The sequence below is a fragment of the Streptomyces sp. SPB162 genome (assembly GCF_029504575.1).
Lineage (GTDB): Bacteria > Actinomycetota > Actinomycetes > Streptomycetales > Streptomycetaceae > Actinacidiphila.
This window is the reverse complement of the sequence record NZ_JAQFII010000001.1, coordinates 6193283-6214380: the sequence shown is the minus strand read 5'-3', so window position 1 is coordinate 6214380 and position 21098 is coordinate 6193283. Positions and strand designations below refer to the sequence as shown.

Genomic DNA, 21098 nt, shown 5'->3' with positions numbered 1-21098 from the left:
AAATGGCGCCCGCCCGGTCAACGTACCTCCAGTCGAGCCTCCCGGACGGTTGGGTTCCGGTTCCATGGCGCGCCGCCCGAGTCGAGGAGCCTGGCCAGCGGGAGGGTGGCCGCCCCGACCGTGACCGCGTCGGGTCCGAGCCGTCCCATCTCGATGGACGTCTGGGCGCAGGGGTGGTGCAGCGCGTAGGCCACGGCCGCCTCGCGGACGGCAGGCAGCAGCCGGGGGCCGATCATCAGCCCGGCCCAGCCGCCGATCACGATGCGCTCGGGGTTGAAGAGGTTGATCAGGTCCGCGATGCCCGCGCCCAGGTACTCGGCGGTCTCCGCCAAGAGCGCGGCCGCCGAGGGATCCTCGTCGGCGGCGGCCAGCAGGGCCGTGAGGCCCGCCTCCTCGCTCTGCCCTTCGGGTGCCCTGCCCCAGCGCTCCAGCAGCGCCTCGGCGCCCACGTATGCCTCCAGGCAGCCCCGCGCGCCGCAGCGGCAGAGTCGGCCGCCCACCTGGAGGGTGGTGTGGCCCCACTCGCCCGCGCTGCTGGTCGCCCCCCGGTACGGCTTGCCGTCGGCGACCACGCAGGCACCGACGCCCGAGCCGAGCAGGGCGATGACGGCGCTGCCGGCGCCGCGTCCGGCGCCGAACCACATCTCGGCCTGGCCGAGCGTCTTGGCGCCGTTGTCGATGTAGAGCGGCAGGTCGGTGCCGGCCCGCAGCAGGCGGCCGAACGGGACCGCGTTCCAGCCGATGGTCTGGCCGTGCACGACGATGCCCTCGCCGCTGCCGAGGTCGACGCCGTTCGCGGCGCCCGGGGCGCCGGCGCCGTCACCCTGCTCGACGATGCCGGGGACCCCGACGCCCACGCCGAGCACGTCGCTCTCGGAGATGCCCGCGTCGCGGACGACGGCCGACAGACCGTCGAGAACCAGCCGTACGACGTGGTCGACGTCATGTCCGCTGTCCGACAACGGCAGGTCCGCCGCCGCCAGTTCGGTGAGGGCTAGGTCGAACAGCTCCACCCGGACCCGGGTCTCCCCGACGTCCACCCCCACGACGCAGCCGTACCCGGCGGCGACCCTGAGCAGGATCCGCGGCCGTCCGCCGTCGGAGTCGACGGAGCCGGCCTCCTCGACCAGTCCGTCGGCGATCAGGTCGCCGACGACGTTGCTGATCGATCCGGCACTCAGGCCGGAGTCCCGACCCAACTCCTGGCGACTCAGCGGCCCCTCGAAATACAGGTGGCGCAGCAGCGCCGACCGGTTGCCGCGCCGCAGGTCACGCACGGTTCGTTTGCCTCGATCTGCCATCCGGTCCTCCTCCCCTGACTCCCCGGCTGAAATCTATCGGTGCGCGAAGTCTTGACGCCACCTTTTCTCACAAGTTAAATCACGCCCTGAAATAAGACACGGCGCCCGTTCACTTCTTGAACGGACGAAGGCCCGCTCCAGACCCGTCACAGATCCGCTCCAGGCCGGTTCACCACCGGTTCCAGACCCGTTCCCGTTTCCGTTCCGTAGCGATCCCACCCCTGAGAGGGGACCGTCATGCGTACCTACCACCGGGCAGTCGCGGCAACCGCCATCGCCGCAGCGATGGCACTCACCGCTTCCGCCTGCGGCGGCGGCTCCAGCAGCAACGACAGCGGCGGCAACAGCAGCCCCAAGACACTGACGTACTGGGCGAGCAACCAGGGCACCAGCCTGGAGAACGACAAGCAGGTCCTGGAGCCCGAGCTCAAGAAGTTCGAGCAGCAGACCGGGATCAAGGTCAAGCTGGAGGTCGTCCCCTGGTCCGACCTGCTCAACAGAATCCTGGCCGCGGCCACTTCGGGCCAGGGTCCCGACGTCCTGAACATCGGCAACACCTGGTCGGCCTCGCTGCAGGCCACCGGCGCGCTGCTCCCGTTCGACGCCGCCAACTTCGGCAAGATCGGCGGCAAGGACCGCTTCGTCGACGCCGCGCTCGCCGCCGCCGGCGCGCAGGGCAAGGACCCGGCCGCCGTGCCGCTGTACTCGCTGTCCTACGGGCTCTACTACAACAAGAAGATGTTCGCCGACGCGGGCATCGCCGCCCCGCCCGCGACCTGGGACGAACTGGTCGCCGACGGCAAGAAGCTCACCAAGGACGGCAAGTACGGCCTCGCCGTCGAGGGCGGCAACGGCTCGGAGAACATCCACCACGCCTTCGTCCTCGCCAAGCAGCACGGCTCGGACTTCTTCGACGCCTCCGGCAAGGCCACGTTCGACACCCCGGAGAACGTCGCCGCCGTCAAGCAGTACATCGACTTCATCGGCAAGGACAAGATCGCGGCCCCCGGCAACGCCGAGTACGCCGCCAACCAGTCCCTCGCCGACTTCGCGACCGGCAAGGCCGGCATGCTGATGTGGCAGGCCGCCGCCTCCTCGCTGAAGTCCCACGGCATGAAGCCCGAAGACTACGGCGTCGCCCCGGTCCCGTTCCAGACCCCGGGCGCCACGGGCGCGACCGCCATCAACTCGATGGTCGCCGGCATCAACCTCGCCGTCTTCAAGAACACCAAGAACCTCGACGGCTCGCTGAAGTTCGTCAACTTCATGACCAGCACGGCCGAGCAGAAGATACTCAACGCCACCTACGGCTCGCTGCCGCCCGTCAAGGACGCGCAGAGTGACGCGGCGTTCTCCACGCCCGACCTGAAGACCCTCGCCGAGGTCCTCGCCAAGAGCGCCGCCCCGCTGCCGCAGGTCCCCAACGAGAGCCAGTTCGAGACCCTCGTCGGCACCGCGATGAAGGAGCTCTTCGCCCAGGCCGCCTCAGGCAAGGACGTCACCACCGAGTCCGTGAAGACCGCCCTCACCAAGGCCCAGCAGCAGATGCCGGCCTCGTGATCGCGCGACTGCGCCGGATCGGCCTGCCCTACCTGCTCCTGCTTCCCGCGCTCCTGCTCGAACTGCTGATCCACCTCATCCCGATGATCGTCGGCATCGTGATGAGCTTCAAACAGCTCACTCAGTTCTTCATCCGTGACTGGGGCGCCGCGCCCTGGGCCGGCCTGGACAACTACCGCATAGCGGTGGACTTCGACGCCCCGGTCGGCGAGGCACTGCTGCACTCGTTCTGGGTCACCCTCTGCTTCACCCTCCTCGCCGTGGGGCTGTCCTGGCTCCTCGGCACCGCGGCGGCGATCCTCATGCAGGACGCCTTCCGCGGCCGGGGATTCCTGCGGGCGATCTTCCTGGTCCCGTACGCGCTGCCGGTCTACGCGGCCGTCATCACCTGGTCGTTCATGTTCCAGCGCGACACGGGCCTGATCAACCACGTGATCCACGACCAGCTGCACCTCACCTCCGAGCGGTCGTTCTGGCTGATCGGCGACAACAGCTTCACCGCCCTCGTCACCGTCTCCGTATGGCGCTCGTGGCCGTTCGCCTTCCTGTGCCTGATGGCAGGTCTGCAGAACATCCCGCGGGAGCTGTATGAGGCGGCGTCGATGGACGGCGCCGGCGTCTGGCAGCAGATCCGGCGGATCACGCTGCCGTCGCTGCGGCCGGTCAACCAGGTGCTGGTGCTGGTGCTGTTCCTGTGGACGTTCAACGACTTCAACACGCCCTACGTGCTGTTCGGCAGATCGGCGCCGGAGGCCGCCGACCTGATCTCCATCCACATCTACCAGTCCTCCTTCGTCACCTGGAACTTCGGCGCCGGCTCGGCCATGTCCGTGCTCCTGCTGCTGTTCCTGCTGTTCGTCACGGCGACCTACCTGCTCATCACGTCGCGGAGGAAGGGTCCGGCCGATGCGTAACGCCCCTCCCCCGTCACCGATGGCGCAGCCCAAGTCCTTCCTCTGGACCCGGCGGATCTTCCTCACCCTGCTCACGGCCTTCACGCTCGCCCCGGTGTACGTGATGCTCAGCAGCTCGCTCAAGCCGTTGCAGGACGTGCAGGGCTCCTTCCGCTGGATCCCGAGCGGTTTCACCGTCCGGCCGTACATCGACATCTGGCACACGGTCCCGCTCGCCAAGTACTTCGTGAACTCGGTGATCGTCTCGGTCAGCGCGACCGTGGCCTCGGTGGCGGTGGCGATCTTCGCCGCCTACGCCGTGAGCCGCTACCGCTTCCGGGGCCGCAAGTTCTTCACGGTGACGGTGCTGTCCACCCAGATGTTCCCCGGCATCCTCTTCCTCCTCCCGCTCTTCCTGATCTTCGTGAACATCGGGAACTCGACGGGGATCGCCCTGTACGGCAGCCGCGGCGGCCTCATCCTCACCTATCTGACGTTCTCGCTCCCCTTCTCCATCTGGATGCTCGTCGGCTACTTCGACTCCATCCCGCGCGACCTCGACGAGGCCGCGATGGTGGACGGCTGCGGTCCGCTCGGCGCGCTGTTCCGCGTCGTGGTGCCGGCAGCGGTCCCCGGCATCGTCGCGGTGTCGGTGTACGCCTTCATGACGGCCTGGGGCGAGGTGCTCTTCGCGTCGGTCATGACGAACGACACCACGCGCACCCTCGCCGTCGGCCTGCAGGGATACGCCACCCAGACCGACGTGTACTGGAACCAGGTCATGGCCGCCTCACTCGTCGTGAGCGTGCCCGTGGTCGCCGGCTTCCTGCTGCTCCAGCGCTACTTGGTCGTCGGACTGACCGCCGGCGCCGTCAAGTGACCACCACCGAAAGGCTGCTCGTGAACGACCTCAGCGCTCTCCCCGCCGACTTCATCTGGGGCGCGGCCACCGCCGCCTACCAGATTGAAGGAGCGGTGGACGAGGACGGCCGGTCCCCCTCGATCTGGGACACCTTCTCCCACACCCCGGGCAAGGTGGCGGACGGCGACACCGGAGACGTGGCCTGCGACCACTACCACCGGGTGCCCGAGGACATCTCCCTCATGGGCGAACTCGGTCTGGACGCCTACCGCTTCTCCATCGCCTGGCCCCGCGTCATGCCGCAAGGCGGCGGACCGGTCAACGCGGCCGGACTGGCCTTCTACGACCGGCTCACCGACTCCCTCCTCGAAGCGGGCATCACCCCCTTCCCGACCCTCTACCACTGGGACCTGCCGCAGGCCCAGCAGGACCGGGGCGGCTGGCCGGAGCGGGAGACCGCGGAGCGGTTCGGCGAGTACGCGTCGGTCGTCGCCGAAGCCCTCGGCGACCGCATCCACGACTGGGCGACGCTCAACGAGCCGCTCTGCTCGTCATGGATCGGCCACCTCGAAGGCAAGATGGCCCCCGGCCAGACCGACATCACGGCCGCCGTCCGCGCCTCGTACCACCTGCACCTGGGGCACGGACTCGCCGTCCAGGCGATCCGCGCCGCCAACCCCGGCGCCCGCATCGGCATCGTCAACAACCTCAGCCCCTGCGAGCCCGCCACCGACCGCGAGGCCGACCAGGCCGCCGCGATCCGGGCCGACGGCCACACCAACCGCTGGTGGCTCGACCCGATCCACGGCCGCGGCTACCCGCAGGACATGGTCGACGTGTACGGCGTCGACCTACCGATCCGGAACGGCGACCTCGATACCATCGCGGCCCCGCTCGACTGGCTCGGCGTCAACTACTACTTCCGCAACGTCGTCGCCGACGACCCCACGGGTCTCGCTCCGCGCGCCAAGCAGGTCTACCTGCCGGGCGTCCGGCGCACGGCGATGGACTGGGAGGTCTACGGGGACGGCCTGGAGCAGCTGCTGGTCCGCGTATCCGAGGAGTACGGCGCCCAGCGGATCTTCGTCACCGAGAACGGCTCCGCCTACCCCGACACCGTCGGCCCCGACGGCCAGGTCGACGACCCGGAGCGGCAGGCCTACCTGGAGGAGCACCTCGCGGCCTGCGCCCGGGCGGTGCGCCGCGGCGCCCCGCTGGCGGGCTACTTCGCGTGGTCGCTGCTGGACAACTTCGAGTGGGCCTACGGCTACGACAAGCGCTTCGGCCTGATCCACGTCGACTACCCGACGCAGAAGCGCACCGTCAAGGGCAGCGGTCGCCGCTACGCCGACATCATCGCCACCCACCACCGCCGCGCCCGCCGCGCGGCCTGAGGTCTCCTTCGCACGGCCGCCCGGCAGCCGTCCCTCAACGGGGGAGGACGGCTGCCGGGCCCTCAGCCTTCCGCGGGTTCGAGCCGGCAGCGGACCTGCTTGCCGACCGGCGAGCGCACCACGCGCCACCCGGAGGTGAGCAGGTCCACGAGCGCCAGCCCCCGCCCGGACTCGGCCTCGGCGTCATCCATGGCACTCGGCCGCCGACGCGGCACCCCGGCGGGGTCCGGGTCATGCACCCGCAGCAGCACCGCCCCGCGCGTGACCGACACCTCCACCACCAGGGGCACCCACGGCCCGCAAGCCCGCACGGAGTTCCCGACCAACTCGGACACGACGAGCCGCGCACTCTCCGCCGTCCCGGCATCGACCCCGGCGGAGGCGAGCGCCTTCCCGGTCAACTCCCGCAGGGCGCGGAGGTTGTCGCCGGAGGCGACGAGGTGGACGACGAAGCCTTGGGGTCTGGTGCGCAGGTAGAAGCCGGGGGTTGGGGGTCCGTGTGCTTCCGCCATGTTGCACATGGCACCTCCACAGGCAGGGTCGGATCGTGTCGCGCCGTGCGCCGGGTCACTGACTCTGCGTGACGGCAGTCCGATGGTGGCTTCTTTCTGACCCAACGGCAAGTTTTCTACCCAGTTTGGGTGACTTGGGGTCACGGAGCATTCCCAACAACCCAGTTCGGGCTGTAGGACTCCGATATGCCCAACTCCCCGCTGGTCCCGACCGTCAGGCGCCGTCGTCTCGGCGCCACCTTGAAGCGACTGCGCAACGACGCCGGACTCACCCTCGACGAGGCCGCTGCCGCCATGGGATGGAAGGGCCCGAAACTGTCGAAGATCGAGAACGCGGCCCAGGCCATCCGTCCGGCCGAGGTCGGCTCGCTGCTTCAGGTCTACGGGGTCGGCGACGGCGACGTACATACCGCCCTGGAGAACCTGGCCCGGGACGCCGGCAAAAGGGGCTGGTGGCAGACGTACAGCGGCATCGTCGCGCCCGCGTACGCGGACTACATCTCGCTGGAGTCCGATGCCGATCAAATTTGCGAGTGGGCACCTCTCGTGGTCCCGGGACTGTTGCAGACGGCCGCCTATGCGCGCGAGAACATCGCAGGCATCACGACGTCGCGAACCCCGGACGACATCGCGGCGTTGGCCGAGGTCCGGCTGGCACGACAGTCGGTACTCACCCGCCCGGGGAATCCGCTGGAGTTGTGGGCGATCATCCACGAGGCGGCCCTACACCAGCGGTTTGTGGTCCGTCCGGCCACCATGCGCGAGCAACTGCGTCGTCTACTCGATGTATCCGAGATGCCGAACGTGACGATCCAGCTGATGCCGTCGGACTGCACCGCGCACCCGGGCGTTGTGGGCGGCTTCTCCATCGTCTCGTTCCCCGGCCCCATCCCTGACGTAGTCCTGCTGGAAAACCTGAGCGGAGCGGCATACGTTGAGGGCGATGAAGCTGTGCCCTTCACCAAGGCGTTCGAGCGGATCCGCGCGACGGCGCTGCCGGTGGAGGACTCACTCGCCCGAATCGCGCAGATGGAAGAAGGCCACAGACGGTGAACGGACCCAAGGCGGAGCTGTACGCGCACGACCTCTCGGTCGTTGCCTGGCGCAAGGCATCCGCCAGCGGAGCCGAGAACAACTGCGTCGAGATCGCCGACCTCCCCGACGGCGCCGTCGCCATCCGCGACTCCAAGAACCCCGACCGAGAGCCCCTCCGCTTCGACGCGGCCGAATGGGCAGCATTCCGGGAAGGCGTCATCACCGGAGAGCTTTGACCCGACGGTCCGGCGCATGGCTGAGGTGCAGGCTGTGCGAAGTGCAGCTTCTGCGGCGCTGCGCACCTTGACCGGGCGGAGGGGGGCCCCGGCGCTGCGCGCCTGCCAGTGCGGCCGGTCCGCTGCGCGGCCCGGTGAGGCGAAGGGATCGCGGTCCGCTGCGCTTCCCGAGCCAGACGCCGGGCGGTGCGGGTGCTCGGTGCTCTGCGGCGGACTTTGAACCCCTCTTCCTGCCGGAAAGGTGGGGTGGGTGGGGCCCACGGTGACCCCTGGGGTCTGGGGGGCAGTTTCCATTCGGATGTGGATCACTTAGGACGATCAAAGCACGGTATAGGGGAGCTCCGGCCCTCACTGATCCTTCAGTGCCGTGGCGGAGTTTCGAAAGGCCCGGCCGCACTGCGTCACCGAGCCGACCCCACCCAGCCGTCCGGCCCGGGAAGCGCAGCGGACCGGCTCGCTCCGCCTCACCCGGCCGCGCAGCGGACCGGCCCCGGCAGGCGCGCAGCGCCCAGCCCCCTCCCTCCGCCCGGTCAAGGTGCGCAGCACCGCAGAAGCTCCCCTCCGCACCCGTGAACCGCAGCCAACAGCGCACGCGCGCATCCGCGCCGCGCCGCACCGCACCCGCACCCGCACCCGCACCCGCACCCGCACCCGCCCAAGCGTTGGCCGTCCCCCAGGGGACGGCCAACACAACGCTCAGCTGATGGCTTCGGTGCGGGTGGTGAGTTGGGCGGCGCCCTGGGCGGTCAACGACCCGTGCAGGCGCAGCCGGGAGATGCCGCCGTCGGGGAAGATGTCGATCCGCACCCGGGTGGCGGGGACCGGGTTGACCAGGAAACGATGGACCGTGTCCGGCTGCAGCTTCGTGCGCGGCAGCAACTGCGTCCACTCATCCGAACCCTCGTCCTGCACGAACAACGCCGCCCAACCCGCAGCGTTCCCCTTCAAATACGCGGTGTCGATCTCCACCGCCCGGATCACACCCTGCGCCACCAGCCGGTACCGCACCCAGTCATGGCCCTTGTCACGGCGCCGACGCGTCTCCCACCCGTCGTCCATCTTCCGCGACCGACCCGGCACAATCGTGTTCACCGGCGAGGAGTAGAACCGGTCCGACGCGTCCTCCACCGTCCCACCGTTCTCCAACGCCACCAAGTCGAACGTGCCCAACTCTGCCAACCACCCCGGATCCGGCGCCACCTCACCAAACACCCGCAGCCGCGCCACACCCCCATCCGGGTGCTGATTCAACCGCAGATGCGTGAAACGCCTGTCGACGTCCACCGCGAACCCGTTCTCCGCATGACCACCCACCGCCGTCCGCGGCACCAGCGTCGTCCACTCCACGTCATCCGCCAACAGATCCTCCGGCGCCGCCGACAGCGCGTGCGCCGTCGCCTCCACCGACACCGACTGCGGATAATTCCCCCGAAAGTGCGCGGTGTCCACCACGACCCCCCGGACCACCCCCGGCACACCCAACCGGATCAGGGCCCAGTCGTGATCGGAGTCCACCGGATGCGGCACATCGGTCCCCGCGCCCCGGCGGCGACGCGTCTCCCACCCGTCCATGATCTTGCCCTTGTGCCCGAAGTGCTCCGGATCGAAATGCGCCGGCTCCGGAAGCAGCAGATTCTCCCGCTCCGCGAAGAACTCGTCATTCGCCGCGATCACCCCCGCACCCAACCGCCGATCCGCCAGATCCACCAGACCCGTGAACGACAACTCCGCACGACGGTAATCCGCATACGGATCACCCCCACCGAACGGCCGCGCATCACCGCGTGAACGAGGTGGAAGTCATGCGGTCTCCCGGGTGATGAGGCGGCCGGTGGGCTCGTTGGTGACGCCGTTCTCGGCGATGATCCGTCCGCGCAGCCACGTCTGCCGGACGACGCCGTGCAGGGTCTTGCCGGCGTAGGCGGTGATGCGGTTGCGGTGGTGGAGCTCGGCGGGGTCGACGGTGAACGTCTCCTCCGGCGCGAGGACCGCGAAGTCGGCGTCGTAGCCGACGGCGATGGCGCCCTTCTTCGAGAGCCCGACGAGGGCGGCGGGTGCCTGGGACATCCAGCGGACGACGTCGGAGACGCTGTGGCCGCGGCGGCGGGCCTCGGTCCAGATGGCGGGCAGGCCGAGCTGGAGGGAGGAGATACCGCCCCAGGCGGCGGCGAAGTCGCCGGTCTCCTTGACCTTGAGCTCGATGGTGGACGGCGAGTGGTCGGAGACGATGCAGTCGATCGTGCCGTCCGCCAGGCCCTCCCAGAGGGCGTCCTGGTTGGCGGCCTCACGGATCGGCGGGCAGCACTTGAACTCGGTTGCCCCGTCCGGTACTTCCTCGGCGGTGAGGGTGAGGAAGTGCGGGCACGTCTCGACGGTGAGCTTGACGCCCGCACGCTTTGCCGCGGCGATGAGCGGCAGCGCGTCGCTGGACGACAGGTGCAGCACGTGCACCCGGGCGTTCAGCCGCTTGGCGAGGGTGATGAGCCCCTCGATGGCGGCGTTCTCGGCGGCGCGCGGCCGGGAGGCGAGGAAGTCCGCGTAGTGCGGGCCGCCGCGCTGCGGGGCGCCGTCGATGAGCTGGGGGTCCTCGGCGTGGACGATCAGCAGCCCGTCGAAGCGGGTGAGCTCCGTGAGGGCGTCCTCCAGCTCCGCCGGGGAGAGCTGCGGGAACTCGTCGACGCCGGAGTGCAGCAGGAAGCACTTGAAGCCGAAGACGCCGGCGTCGTGCAACGGCTGGAGGTCCTTGACGTTGCCGGGGACCGCGCCGCCCCAGAAGCCGACGTCGGTGTGCACCTTGCCGCGCGCGGTGTCCTGTTTGACGGCGAGGTTCTCGACGGTCGTGGTCGGCGGGATGCTGTTGAGCGGCATGTCGACCAGCGTCGTGATGCCGCCCGCGGCGGCTGCGCGGGTCGCCGAGGCGAAGCCCTCCCACTCGGTGCGTCCGGGGTCGTTGATGTGCACATGGGTGTCGACCAGCCCCGGGAGCAGCGCGTCGTCGCCGAGGTCGACGAGCCGGGGCCCCTTCCGGGACGTCGGCGTCGTACGCCCGCACCGCGGTGATCGTGCCGCCGCTGACCGCGACCGCGGCCGGGCGCTCCCCGTCGGGTGTGACGACCCGAGTCGAGCGCAGGACCAGTTCCACCACGTGCCCTCCCCTTCCAGTTCCGGATGCCGAGTTCGCATGCCGAGTGCAGCTGCCACCGGGCGAGCCTTCCGCCCAGTGGAATTCAACGTTCTGTTGAACGAATGTGCAGGACAAGACGGCGAGCCGTCAAGGGCATGTAAGATTCCACAAAGCGGAATTCACATTTCACCACGCCCTCCGTAGCTAGCTACAGGAGAAGGCTCCGGAGAGATCAATCAGCGGAGGTCGGCCGGTAGGCTTCCCCAGTCATCAACCGCTCGCCACCGCCCAGAGGAGATCGCACGTGTCGTCAGACCGCGCAGGAGGCGTCCAGTCGCTCGAACGCGCCTTCGACCTGCTGGAGCGGATGGCCGACGCGGGCGGCGAGGTCGGGCTGAGCGAGCTCTCCGCCAGCAGCGGGCTCCCGCTGCCCACCATCCACCGGCTGATGCGCACCCTGGTGGACTGCGGCTACGTACGGCAGCAGCCGAACCGCCGGTACGCGCTCGGCCCGCGGCTGATCCGGCTCGGCGAGAGCTCCGCCAAACTGCTCGGCACCTGGGCCCGCCCCTTCCTCGCCGAGCTGGTCGAGACGACCGGCGAGACGGCGAACATGGCACTGCTCGACGGGGACGAGATCGTCTACGTCGCCCAGGTGCCCTCCCGTCACTCCATGCGGATGTTCACCGAGGTGGGGCGGCGGGTGCTGCCGCACTCCACCGGCGTGGGCAAGGCGCTGCTGGCGCATGTGCCGCCGGACGAGGTCCGCGCGCTGCTCGCCCGCACCGGGATGCCCGCCGCGACCGAGAAGACGATCACCAACGCGGACGATTTCATAAGCGAGCTGGAGCGGATTCGTGAGGCCGGTTACGCGGTCGACGACAACGAGCAGGAGATCGGGGTCCGCTGCCTGGCGGTCACCGTCCCCGACTCCCCCACCGCCGCGGCCATCTCGATCTCCGGCCCGGCGGGCCGGGTCACCGAAGTCGCCACGGAGAAGATCATCCCCATCCTGCAGGACATCGCCCGGCAGCTCTCACACGCCCTGGCCAGCGCCGGAGCCGCTACCGGCGCCTGACCCGAAGAGGTCGACGGCCCTGCGCAACTCGGCCAGGGCCACCATCAGGGCGCTCACCGAACCCAGCGCCGCGGCGATCAGCAGCAGCGAGTGCCGCATCCGGTCGATCTCCAGGATCCCGACGTCCGCCGCGTTGGCCAGCGCGCCCAGCTCGTCCTCGGCTATCGCCCGGTCCGGCAGCTCCGACCGCAACGCGGCCAGTTCCCGGCGCACCCGGGCCACCGACAGCCGCAACGCCGTCACCCGCGGATCGTCCTCACCCGACTCCGCCGCCCTGACGTCGGCGGCCGTATGTGCGGCCGCACCACTCTCGTCGTCCACGGACCTCACCCCCACCTCCCGCATCTCCCACACCTCGGCGGGCACGCCCCCCAGCGCCCCCGCCCGCGCGCCCCGACACCGTCCGGGGCGCGCTCAGTTAACGCGAAACGAAGCGCAGGACGCCATACGGACGACGAAATCCACGCCAACTTCCTTGTGCGGCAGGCGACTTGGCGGCAAATCCGGGGCGGTCAGTCCTGCGGCGGGTTGGCATTGCGCCACAGGGTGAGATCCACGGTGACGTACTCACTCTTCGTCCCCTCCGACCCGAAACCACGGATGGTCACCAGTCCGATGTGCCCCGACCTCGTCGTCACACAGATCTTCGATCCCCTGGTGAGCGTCTCCTTTTTGATCGAGTCGGCGTAGCGCGTGTTGGCACGGCAGCCGGCCAGGGTCGCGGGCTCGCCGGGTTGCACCAGCGCCAGGGTGTTCTTCGTCTGCTTGGTGGCGACGGTCGCGCCCTCGATGAAGTCCGTCGAGTAGCCGAAGTCCCCCTCGTAGTGCACGCCGACCCCTGTGTACTTCGGGCGCGGCGGTTCGTCGGCGAAGGTCAGCGTGTAGTTCCCCGGGATGTTGATCCCGGTGTACGAGGCGGGCTTGGGATCCACCGGGGCCGAGCTCTGCGCGGTCTGGTTCCCGGTCGTACCGCCGCTGGTGGACGGCGTCTTGGTGCTCTGGTCGCTCGACGACTTCTTGTCGTCCCCCTGGTGCGTGGCCGTGTAGACGGCGGAGCCGATCACGAGGGCGACGACGACCCCCGCGATGACGAGGCCCGTCCGCTTCTTCTTGGGCGGCAGGGGCAGGAAGCCCCCCGGGCCGCCGGGGCCGTTGGAGGGCGGGTACGCGTAGCCGCCCACCGGGGGCCTGGGCTGCTGCGGGTGCATCGCCTGCGGGTGCATCGCCTGCGGGTGCACCGGCTGTGCCTGCTGCGGGAACTGCGGGTGTGCCTGCTGCTGAGCCTGCTGCGGGTGGACCGGCTGGTGGTTCACCGGCTGGGTCGGCGGGTGGAGCGGCGGCGCGGCCGGCGGCACCGCCTGCGTCGGCGGATGACCCGGCTGCGGAACCACGGGCGGGACAGGGGCCTGCGCCGGCTGCGGCGCGGGGGCGACCGCCTGCGTCAGGTCCGCGGCGTACGACGGCGGCAGCCAGCCGTCCGGGCGGCGCAGCGCCGGGTCCTTCGACGCCTGGCCGCACATGGCGATGATCTGGGCGGTGGAGGGCCGCAGCGTCGGGTCCTTGATGAGGCAGCGGGTGACGATCTCGCGCAGTTCGCCCGGCAGCTCGGACAGATCCGGCTCCTCGTGCACGATCCGGTAGAGGACCGCGTGCGAGGGCCCGTCGCCGAACGCGGCGCCGCCCATCGCCGCGAAGGCCGCGATCTGGCCCAGCGCGAAGATGTCGGTGGCCGGCGTGCAGCTCGTCCCGGCCGCCTGCTCCGGGGACATGAACGACGGCGTGCCGACGCTGACGCCGGTGCCGGTGAGCGCGGTGGTGTCGGCCGCTCGCGCGATGCCGAAGTCGATCACGCGCGGCCCGTCCGCGGCGAGCAGCACGTTGGACGGCTTGAGGTCCCGGTGCACGATGCCCGCGTGGTGGATCACCTGCAGCGCTTCGGCGATCCCGGCGACGAGCAGCAGGACGGACGCGACCGGCATCGCCCCGTGGTCGGCGACGGCCGCGTGCAGCGAGGGGCCCGCTACGTAGGCGGTGGCCAGCCATGGGTGCGGGCCCTCGGTGTCGCTGTCGATGACCGGCGCGGTGTAGAGGCCCTGCACGCGCTGGGCGGCGTGTACCTCCTGGCGGAACCGGCGGCGGAACTCGGGGTCCTCGGCGAACTCGGGGCGGATCACCTTGATCGCGACCGGCCGGCCGCCGGGTGTGTAGGAGAGGTAGACCTTGCCCATGCCACCGGCTCCGAGACGGGCGCTGAGCAGGTATCCGGCGACGGTTTTGGGGTCGTCGTCCGTCAGCGGCTGGAAAACCTCGGGATCCGGCCCCGAGGCGTCCGCCACGGTTGCGGGCACCGGGTCCTGCTGATGATTCGTCACGTCTGCCCCTTGGCCTGCGAATACCCGTCCCTTACGGCGCCGAGCCTATCGAAACCCGTACTCCGCCCGCCGCCATGAGCCCAAACGCCCCATGTGCCCCTCTTCGCCTCGGGCATGTCGCGTCCTCACCGCCGGCCGCCGTGTCTTGCCTTCAGCTGCCGTGTCCTCACCTCCGGCCGCCGCGTCCTCGCCTCGGACCCTCGCGTCCTGTAGGGAGGAGTCATGAAACCCATCGCACCGAGCGATTCGGCCACCCTCCCCCGCGTCGCCGGCCTGCTGCTCGCGGCCGGCGGCGGGCGGCGCCTGGGCGGCCGCCCGAAGGCGCTGCTGGAGTACGCGGGCCGGCCACTCGTCGAGCACGCCCTGCGCGCGCTTCGCGAGGCGGGCTGCGGGCCGGTGCACATCGTGCTCGGCGCGGCGGCGGACGAGGTCCGCGAGCGGGCCGACCTGGAGGGATGCGTCCTGGTCGACAATCCGGACTGGGCCGGCGGCATGGGCGCGTCGCTGCGCGCAGGCCTGCGGTCGCTGGCGGACACGGAGGTGCGGCGCGCCGGTACCGGCGCGCAGGCGGTCGTCGTGGCACTGGTGGACCAGCCGGGGATCGGCTCCGGGGCGGTCGCCCGGGTGATCCACGCGTACCAGGGCCCGTCGAGCCTGGCGGCGGCCTCGTACGGAGGGCGGCGAGGCCATCCGGTGCTGTTCGGCGCGGAACCGCTGGGCGGAGGTGGCGGAGCTGGCGGCCGGCGATCAGGGCGCCCGCGACTACCTGAGACGTCACCAGGAGGCGGTCTCCCTCGTCGAATGCGGTGACATCGCCGACCCTGCCGATATCGACACCCCCGATGACCTGCACCTTCTGAAAGCCGCGAGCGGGCCGTGAGCGGACCCGCTGCACGGCGTGCCACAAAACGTTGATCTTCCGCAATGCGGATACTATGCTCCACCTCGCAGAAGCGGCCGTATTCCGGTAAGGCCCGGCACCCCGTGCCACCGGCCATGACCCAGCGGCTGCCCGGCACCCTTTGTCCCCTGGAGGAGTCAGCCATGTCCGCAGCAGTGCCGTCCTCGGCGGCCGTCGTCGCAGACGACGCACCCACCGTCCCCCGCGCGGAGGAGGTGCTGACGCAGCAGGCCCTGACCTTCATCGCCGAGCTGCACCGACGCTTCACCCCGCGCCGAACCGAGCTGCTCGCGCTCCGCAAGGAGCGCCCGCGCCGAGATCGCCCGTACCGGCACCCTGGACTTCCTCGCGGACACCGCACATGTCCGCGCGGCACAGTGGCAGGTCGCCCTGGCTCCGGCCGCGCTGGACGACCGCCGCGTCGAGATCACCGGTCCCACCGACCGCAAGATGACGATCAACGCGCTGAACTCAGGCGCCAAGGTCTGGCTCGCGGACTTCGAGGATGCCTCGGCTCCCACCTGGGAGAACGTCGTCAGCGGCCAGATCAACCTGATCGACGCCTACGAGCGCCGGATCGACTTCTCCACCGCGCAGGGCAAGTCGTACGCGCTCAAGGACGAGGCGGAGCTCGCCACCGTCGTCATGCGCCCCCGCGGCTGGCACCTGGAGGAGCGGCACCTGACGGTCGACGGCGAGGCCGTCCCGGGTGCCTTCGTCGACTTCGGGCTGTACTTCTTCCACAACGCGACGCGGCTGATCGCCAAGGGCAAGGGTCCGTACTTCTATCTGCCCAAGACCGAGTCGCACCTCGAAGCGCGGCTGTGGAACGACGTCTTCGTCTTCGCGCAGGAGTACGTGGGCGTCCCGCAGGGCACCGTCCGCGCGACCGTCCTCATCGAGACGATCACCGCCGCGTTCGAGATGGAGGAGATCCTCTACGAGCTGCGCGACCACGCGGCGGGCCTGAACGCCGGCCGCTGGGACTACCTCTTCTCCATCGTGAAGAACTTCCGCGACGGCGGCGCGAAGTTCGTGCTGCCGGACCGCAACGCGGTGACCATGACGGCGCCCTTCATGCGTGCCTACACCGAGCTGCTGGTGCGCACCTGCCACAAACGCGGCGCCCACGCGATCGGCGGCATGGCCGCGTTCATCCCCTCGCGCCGCGACGCCGAGGTCAACAAGGTCGCTTTCGAGAAGGTCAAGGCGGACAAGGACCGCGAGGCCGGTGACGGCTTCGACGGCTCGTGGGTCGCCCACCCCGATCTGGTGCCGATCGCCCGCGCCTCCTTCGACGCGGTCCTCGGCGACCGGCCGAACCAGAAAGAGCGGCTGCGTGAGGACGTCCACGTCACCGCCGACCAGCTGCTGGCCATCGACTCGCTGGACGCCAGGCCGACCTACGACGGCCTGGTGGGCGCGGTCCAGGTCGGCACCCGCTACATCGAGGCGTGGCTGCGCGGCCTGGGCGCCGTGGCCATCTTCAACCTGATGGAGGACGCCGCCACCGCGGAGATCTCCCGTTCGCAGATCTGGCAGTGGATCAATGCGGGCGTCGTGTTCGAAAACGGCGAGAAGGCCACGCACGACCTGGTCCGGCGTGTCGCCGCGCAGGAGTTGGCGGCGATCCGCTCCGAGGTAGGTGAGGAGGCCTTCGCCGCGGGCAAGTGGACCGAGGCGCACGACCTGCTGCTGCGGACCGCGCTGGACGAGGAGTACGTCGACTTCCTCACTCTCCCGGCCTACGAACTGCTGGGCTGACCTGCCGTTTCCCACGTGTTCGCCCGTCCGGGCGGGTCCCGGCCCACCGGGCCGGGGCCCGCTTCGTTATCCGGTGGAGCTGTGCCATCGTGCCGGTATGTGACAACGTGGGAGTACCTGTTACGTCCCTTCTGCCCTTGCTGAGGCATGATGATCCGCTGCACCATCGCTGGAGTCTCCTTCTATCTGCAGGCAAGCGAGGTGGAGCAGAAGATGAGCGGGATCAAGCCCGAACCCATCACCGGCGAGTCTGTGAAGATCGGTAACAAGACCTACCCCGTCAAGCAGGTGGGGGCGATCATCACCCGGCAGGACCCGCGCGATTTCAGCGCCGCGCAGATGGTCCGCGCGCTGGAGAAGCTCGGATTCGCGTGCTTCCCGAAGCCCGCCCCCGCGCCGCCCGCGGAGGTTCCGGACGTACTCCCGCAATCCCCTCCGTACTGGACCTGACGTCACCGGCGTGAGTTCCGCCGGACGGTGAGTTCCGCCGGACGCCTCTTCCCGGTCGTCCGGAGTTCTTGACGCGTGTGCCGCGGGCCGACTGAATAGCCCAAGTTGTTCAGCCAACTTGTGCAGCCCGGTCGGCCCGTGATGCCGGCGTGCCCCCGGGCGGAGAGGAACCTCCCCCGTGCCACCCAGTACTCTCGCCCTGACTTCGCCGGCCGACCCCCATGAGGGCGACCGCCTTACGCTCCACTGGGCCACCGACACGCCGGACGCCAAGAACTGGGTCGGCGTCTACGACGGCGCCCGGCAGCCCGGCACCGGATCGTCCCTCGTGTGGAAGTACGTGCCCGGGGCGTCCGGGGATGTCGTGCTCGACACCTCGGCGCTGACCGGCGGCCCCTTCACCGCGTATCTGCTGGCCAAGGACGGCTACGGCGTCCTGGCGAAGACCGCCGCCTTCTCCTTCCGCCCCAAGCCCGCCGCCCCGCGCCCGCACGCCGTCGTCGACGCGCTCACCACCGGGCCCGTCACGGCGGGCGGTGCCGTCTCCGTGCACCTCACCGGCCTGTGGATACGGCCGCCCGGCAGCCCGGCCGGGAGCGCCGTGTTCGGCCGGACGGGCGGCGACTCCTGGCTGTCCGTCAGCTCCGCCGGAGTCGTCAGCGGTACCGCGCCGGCCACCGCCCCCGCGCGGCCCGGGGTGCTGACCGTCGCCGTCAAGGACAGCGCGGGCGGCTCCGAGACCCTCACCGTCCAGGTCCCGGTGCGCGCCGCCGCGGCCGTCCAGCGGCTGAAAGTGGCGTCCTGGAACCTGTGGGACGCGGGCACGCACATCGACGGCGCGCTGGAGAAGCAGCTGCGCACCGTCCTGACGCAGGGTCTGGACGTCGTGGCCCTGCAGGAGACCGGCGGCAGCGCCGCCACAGCGCTCGCGGACGCGCTGGGCTGGTTCGCGTACCAGTCCCCCGGCAGCCTCGGGGTCGTCAGCCGGTATCCGCTGTCCGCCGTGACGGCGCCGACCACCGCCCTGCCGGCCGCCGCGGTGACCGTGCAACTCGCCGCGGGCCGGAGCGTACGGCTGTGGGCCGCGCAGCTCGACGAGAGCGGCTATGGCCCCTACGCGGCGCAGGACGGGAAGACCGCGGCGCAGATCGAGGCCGCGGAGCAGGTTGGTGTCCGCTTCCGGCAGGCGCAGGCGCTGGTCGCCGCGATGAAGGCCGATCTGGGCTCCGGGACCCCGGTGGTGCTGGCCGCCGGGCTCGCCTCCCCCTCCCACCTGGACTGGACGGCGGCCACCGCCGCGGCGCACAGCGGGGTGGGGCCGGTCGGCTGGCCGGTCACGGTGGCCCTGGAGCAGGCGGGCCTCACCGACGCCTACCGTTCCGCGCACCCGAATCCGCTGACCTCGCCCGGCAACACCTGGTCGCCGGTGCGCAAGGCGCGCGGCAGTGCCCAGGAGCCGCAGGACCGTATCGACCAGGTGCGGTTCGCCGGCCCGCTGACCCTCGTCGAGGCGCACACCCTGGTCACCGGCTGGCCGCAGCCCGCTCCCGACACCGCCACCAACGGCTGGCCCTCCGACTGCGCCGCCGCCGTCGCCACCTTCACCCTCGAGGCATCGTCATGACGCCGCTGAGCCGCCGTTCCTTCGTCGGAGCCACCGCCGCCGCGGGCGCGGCCGCCGCCGTCGGGTTCACCAGCGGCGCGGGTCCGGCCACGGCCGCTGACAGCGCCGCCACCGGCACTGCCGCCGACGTCAGGCACGTGGTGATCCTTATGCAGGAGAACCGCAGCTTCGACCACTACTTCGGGGCGCTGAAGGGGGTGCGCGGCTTCGACGACAAGCAGGCGCTCGTCCTGCCCGGCGGCGGCGACGTGTTCCGCCAGCCCGACCCCGGCCGCACCGACGGCAACGTGATGCTGCCCTTCCGGATGGACAGCACCAAGTACAACGCCCAGAACGCGGGCGGCCTCGCCCACGACTGGAGCACCAGCCACCAGGCCATCAACGGCGGCGCCATGAACAAGTGGGTCGCCGCCAAGGGCGAGCGCTCGATGGGCTACTTCACCCGCGAGGACGTCCCCTACCAGTACGCCCTCGCCGACGCGTTCACCCTCTGCGACGCCTACTTCTGCTCCATGGCCGGCCCCACCGACCCCAACCGCCTCTACCTGTGGTCGGGAACGGCCGGCCCCGGCAAGGACGGCACCACCGGGCCGTGGATCGACAACACCCCCGTGCCCGAGAACCCGGTCGCGGACTGGACGACGTACGCCGAGCGGCTCTCCGCGCACGCGGTGAGCTGGCGCGTCTACCACAACCCGAGCCTCGACGAGCGGTACGGCGACTACGACGACAACGCGCTCGCCTACTTCGCGCAGTTCCACAGGTTCGTGGCGGACGACCCCCGTTACGTCAACGCCATGACCAAGTGGGATCTGACCGCCTTCGACCGGCACTGCAAGGACGGCTCCCTGCCGACCGTCTCCTGGCTCGTCGCGCCCTACCTGTTCTGCGAACACCCCAACGCCAGCCCGGACTACGGCGCGCACTACGTCAACACGGCGCTGCAGTCTCTGATGTCGAACCCCGAGGTGTGGAAGAACACCGTCTTCCTCGTGATGTACGACGAGAACGACGGCTACTTCGACCACGTCGTCCCACCGGCCCCCGAGCCGGGCACCGCCGAGGAGTTCGCGCAGGGCCGCGCGATCGGGCTCGGCAACCGGGTGCCGATGTGGGCCGCCTCGCCCTGGTCGCGCGGCGGGTACGTGAACTCGCAGGTCTTCGACCACACGTCCGTGCTGCGGTTCCTGGAGGTCGTCACGGGCGTCGCGGAGCCGAACATCTCGGCCTGGCGGCGCACCGTCTGCGGCGATCTGACGAGCTGCTTCGACTTCGCGCACCCGGACTACTCGATACCGGCGCTGCCCGACACGGTGGCGCTGATGACCAAGGCGGACGCCAACAAGTCGCTGCCCGCGGTCAAGCTGCCCGCCGTCGGCGCGCAGAGCATGCCGTCGCAGGAGCCGGGCACCCGCCCGCACCGGCCGCTGCCCTACCGTCCGTGGGCGGACGCCGTGGTCGACCGCGCCACCGGCAAGGTCGTCTGCACGATGACCAACACCGGCTCGACGGGCTTCCACTACACCGTCTACCCCAATATCGAGCTGGCGTTCGCCGGCACACCGTTCACCGTCGCGCCCGGCGGCACCGCCACGTACACCTGGGATGCGTCGCACACCGACGGCCGCTACGACTTCACCGTGCACGGCGCCGACGGCTTCGTCCGCCGCTTCGCGGGCACCGTCGTCCCGGCCGGGCAGGACGACGTGGCCGTTCCCGCCGTCCGGGCGGCCCCGCGCGGCGCCGCCGTCGCGCTGACCCTCTCCAACGACGGGAAGGAGCCCGTCCTGATCACCGTCGCCCCGAACGACTTCGGCGGCGCCGCCCGCACCGCCTGGGTGGACCCGGGCGCCACCGGCGAGGTCCTGTGGCCCACCAGCCAGGGCCGCTACGACATCACCGCCACGGCGGCCACCGGCACGCGCTTCGCGCAGCGCTACGCGGGGACGGTGCACGCGGTCTGACCCCCGCCGGGGCGGCCGAAAGCCACTG

At 70.5% G+C, this 21098-nt stretch carries 13 protein-coding genes and 5 pseudogenes; 12 read left to right on the top strand and 6 right to left on the bottom strand.

Translation table 11 applies throughout. The features are described from left to right. Positions 1 to 17: 17 nt before the first annotated feature. The gene (locus M2266_RS28065) at positions 18 to 1301 is read right to left on the bottom strand and encodes an ROK family transcriptional regulator (protein WP_277440689.1); all 1284 of its coding nucleotides are present in this window, start codon (positions 1299 to 1301) and stop codon (positions 18 to 20) included. Between the two features lie 237 nt (positions 1302 to 1538). Between M2266_RS28065 and M2266_RS28060 the strand changes: the two genes are divergently transcribed. The 4 genes and pseudogenes from M2266_RS28060 (at position 1539) to M2266_RS28045 (ending at position 6010) form a co-directional block, all read left to right on the top strand. Beyond that, a complete protein-coding gene (locus M2266_RS28060) occupies positions 1539 to 2861 on the top strand; it encodes a sugar ABC transporter substrate-binding protein (protein WP_277440688.1) in 1323 nt (440 codons plus the stop codon). A 5-nt stretch (positions 2862 to 2866) separates the two neighbouring features. Then, positions 2867 to 3775: pseudogene (locus tag M2266_RS28055) on the top strand (sugar ABC transporter permease); the annotation flags it as partial. A 19-nt stretch (positions 3776 to 3794) separates the two neighbouring features. Next, positions 3795 to 4634 (top strand): carbohydrate ABC transporter permease, encoded by an 840-nt coding sequence (locus M2266_RS28050; protein WP_277441390.1) that lies wholly within the window; start codon positions 3795 to 3797, stop codon positions 4632 to 4634. 20 nt (positions 4635 to 4654) lie between these two features. Next, entirely contained in the window at positions 4655 to 6010 is a 1356-nt protein-coding gene (locus M2266_RS28045; protein WP_277441389.1) for a GH1 family beta-glucosidase, read from the top strand. 62 nt (positions 6011 to 6072) lie between these two features. Here the strand turns inward: M2266_RS28045 and M2266_RS28040 are convergent, their stop codons facing one another. After that, a complete protein-coding gene (locus tag M2266_RS28040) occupies positions 6073 to 6522 on the bottom strand; it encodes an ATP-binding protein (protein WP_277440687.1) in 450 nt (149 codons plus the stop codon). Positions 6523 to 6708: 186 nt separating this feature from the next. On the opposite strand from M2266_RS28040, the gene M2266_RS28035 reads away from it, so the two are divergent. Beyond that, a complete protein-coding gene (locus M2266_RS28035) occupies positions 6709 to 7575 on the top strand; it encodes a helix-turn-helix transcriptional regulator (RefSeq protein ID WP_277440686.1) in 867 nt (288 codons plus the stop codon). Further along, positions 7572 to 7793 carry a DUF397 domain-containing protein gene (locus M2266_RS28030; protein WP_277440685.1) on the top strand — a complete coding sequence of 74 codons (222 nt, stop codon included), beginning with the start codon at positions 7572 to 7574 and terminating at the stop codon, positions 7791 to 7793. Before M2266_RS28035 ends, M2266_RS28030 begins: the two co-directional genes overlap by 4 nt. Before the next feature lie 696 nt (positions 7794 to 8489). Here the strand turns inward: M2266_RS28030 and alc are convergent. Together alc and allB are read right to left on the bottom strand one after the other, a co-directional pair. Then, positions 8490 to 9614, bottom strand: a pseudogene (alc, locus tag M2266_RS28025) (allantoicase). Continuing rightward, positions 9606 to 10938 (bottom strand): annotated as a pseudogene (gene allB / locus M2266_RS28020) (allantoinase AllB); the annotation flags it as partial. The pseudogenes alc and allB, both read right to left, overlap by 9 nt. A 283-nt stretch (positions 10939 to 11221) precedes the next feature. Here allB and M2266_RS28015 point away from each other — a divergent pair. Continuing rightward, positions 11222 to 11995 (top strand): IclR family transcriptional regulator, encoded by a 774-nt coding sequence (locus M2266_RS28015; protein WP_277440684.1) that lies wholly within the window; start codon positions 11222 to 11224, stop codon positions 11993 to 11995. Here M2266_RS28015 and M2266_RS28010 read toward each other — a convergent pair. Beyond that, positions 11954 to 12316, bottom strand: a complete 363-nt coding sequence (locus M2266_RS28010) for a DUF5955 family protein (protein WP_277440683.1) — start codon at positions 12314 to 12316, stop codon at positions 11954 to 11956. The genes M2266_RS28015 and M2266_RS28010 overlap by 42 nt on opposite strands. A gap of 191 nt (positions 12317 to 12507) precedes the next feature. Beyond that, positions 12508 to 14331 carry a serine/threonine-protein kinase gene (locus M2266_RS28005; RefSeq protein WP_277441388.1) on the bottom strand — a complete coding sequence of 608 codons (1824 nt, stop codon included), beginning with the start codon at positions 14329 to 14331 and terminating at the stop codon, positions 12508 to 12510. 258 nt (positions 14332 to 14589) lie between these two features. On the opposite strand from M2266_RS28005, the pseudogene M2266_RS28000 reads away from it, so the two are divergent. The 5 genes and pseudogenes from M2266_RS28000 to M2266_RS27980 all read left to right on the top strand — a co-directional run bounded on the left by M2266_RS28000 (position 14590) and on the right by M2266_RS27980 (position 21070). Further along, positions 14590 to 15247, top strand: a pseudogene (locus M2266_RS28000) (nucleotidyltransferase family protein). A gap of 164 nt (positions 15248 to 15411) precedes the next feature. Next, positions 15412 to 17032 (top strand): annotated as a pseudogene (aceB, locus tag M2266_RS27995) (malate synthase A). Positions 17033 to 17185: 153 nt separating this feature from the next. Further along, positions 17186 to 17482 carry an SCO5918 family protein gene (locus M2266_RS27990; protein WP_277441387.1) on the top strand — a complete coding sequence of 99 codons (297 nt, stop codon included), beginning with the start codon at positions 17186 to 17188 and terminating at the stop codon, positions 17480 to 17482. A 178-nt stretch (positions 17483 to 17660) separates the two neighbouring features. Then, the gene (locus tag M2266_RS27985; RefSeq protein ID WP_277440682.1) at positions 17661 to 19106 is read left to right on the top strand and encodes a hypothetical protein; all 1446 of its coding nucleotides are present in this window, start codon (positions 17661 to 17663) and stop codon (positions 19104 to 19106) included. Next, complete coding sequence (locus tag M2266_RS27980; protein WP_277440681.1) at positions 19103 to 21070, top strand: phospholipase C, phosphocholine-specific; 1968 nt, start codon at positions 19103 to 19105, stop codon at positions 21068 to 21070. The genes M2266_RS27985 and M2266_RS27980 overlap by 4 nt, the downstream gene beginning before the upstream one ends. Positions 21071 to 21098: the final 28 nt, after the last annotated feature.

Bases quoted from the DNA above. Each gene is read 5' to 3' on its own strand.
- M2266_RS28065 (WP_277440689.1), bottom strand. From the start codon at position 1,301: ATGGCAGATCGAGGCAAACGAACCGTGCGTGACCTGCGGCGCGGCAAC.
- M2266_RS28060 (WP_277440688.1), top strand. From the start codon at position 1,539: ATGCGTACCTACCACCGGGCAGTCGCGGCAACCGCCATCGCCGCAGCG.
- M2266_RS28050 (WP_277441390.1), top strand. From the start codon at position 3,795: ATGGCGCAGCCCAAGTCCTTCCTCTGGACCCGGCGGATCTTCCTCACC.
- M2266_RS28040 (WP_277440687.1), bottom strand. From the start codon at position 6,522: ATGGCGGAAGCACACGGACCCCCAACCCCCGGCTTCTACCTGCGCACC.
- M2266_RS28035 (WP_277440686.1), top strand. From the start codon at position 6,709: ATGCCCAACTCCCCGCTGGTCCCGACCGTCAGGCGCCGTCGTCTCGGC.
- M2266_RS27980 (WP_277440681.1), top strand. From the start codon at position 19,103: ATGACGCCGCTGAGCCGCCGTTCCTTCGTCGGAGCCACCGCCGCCGCG.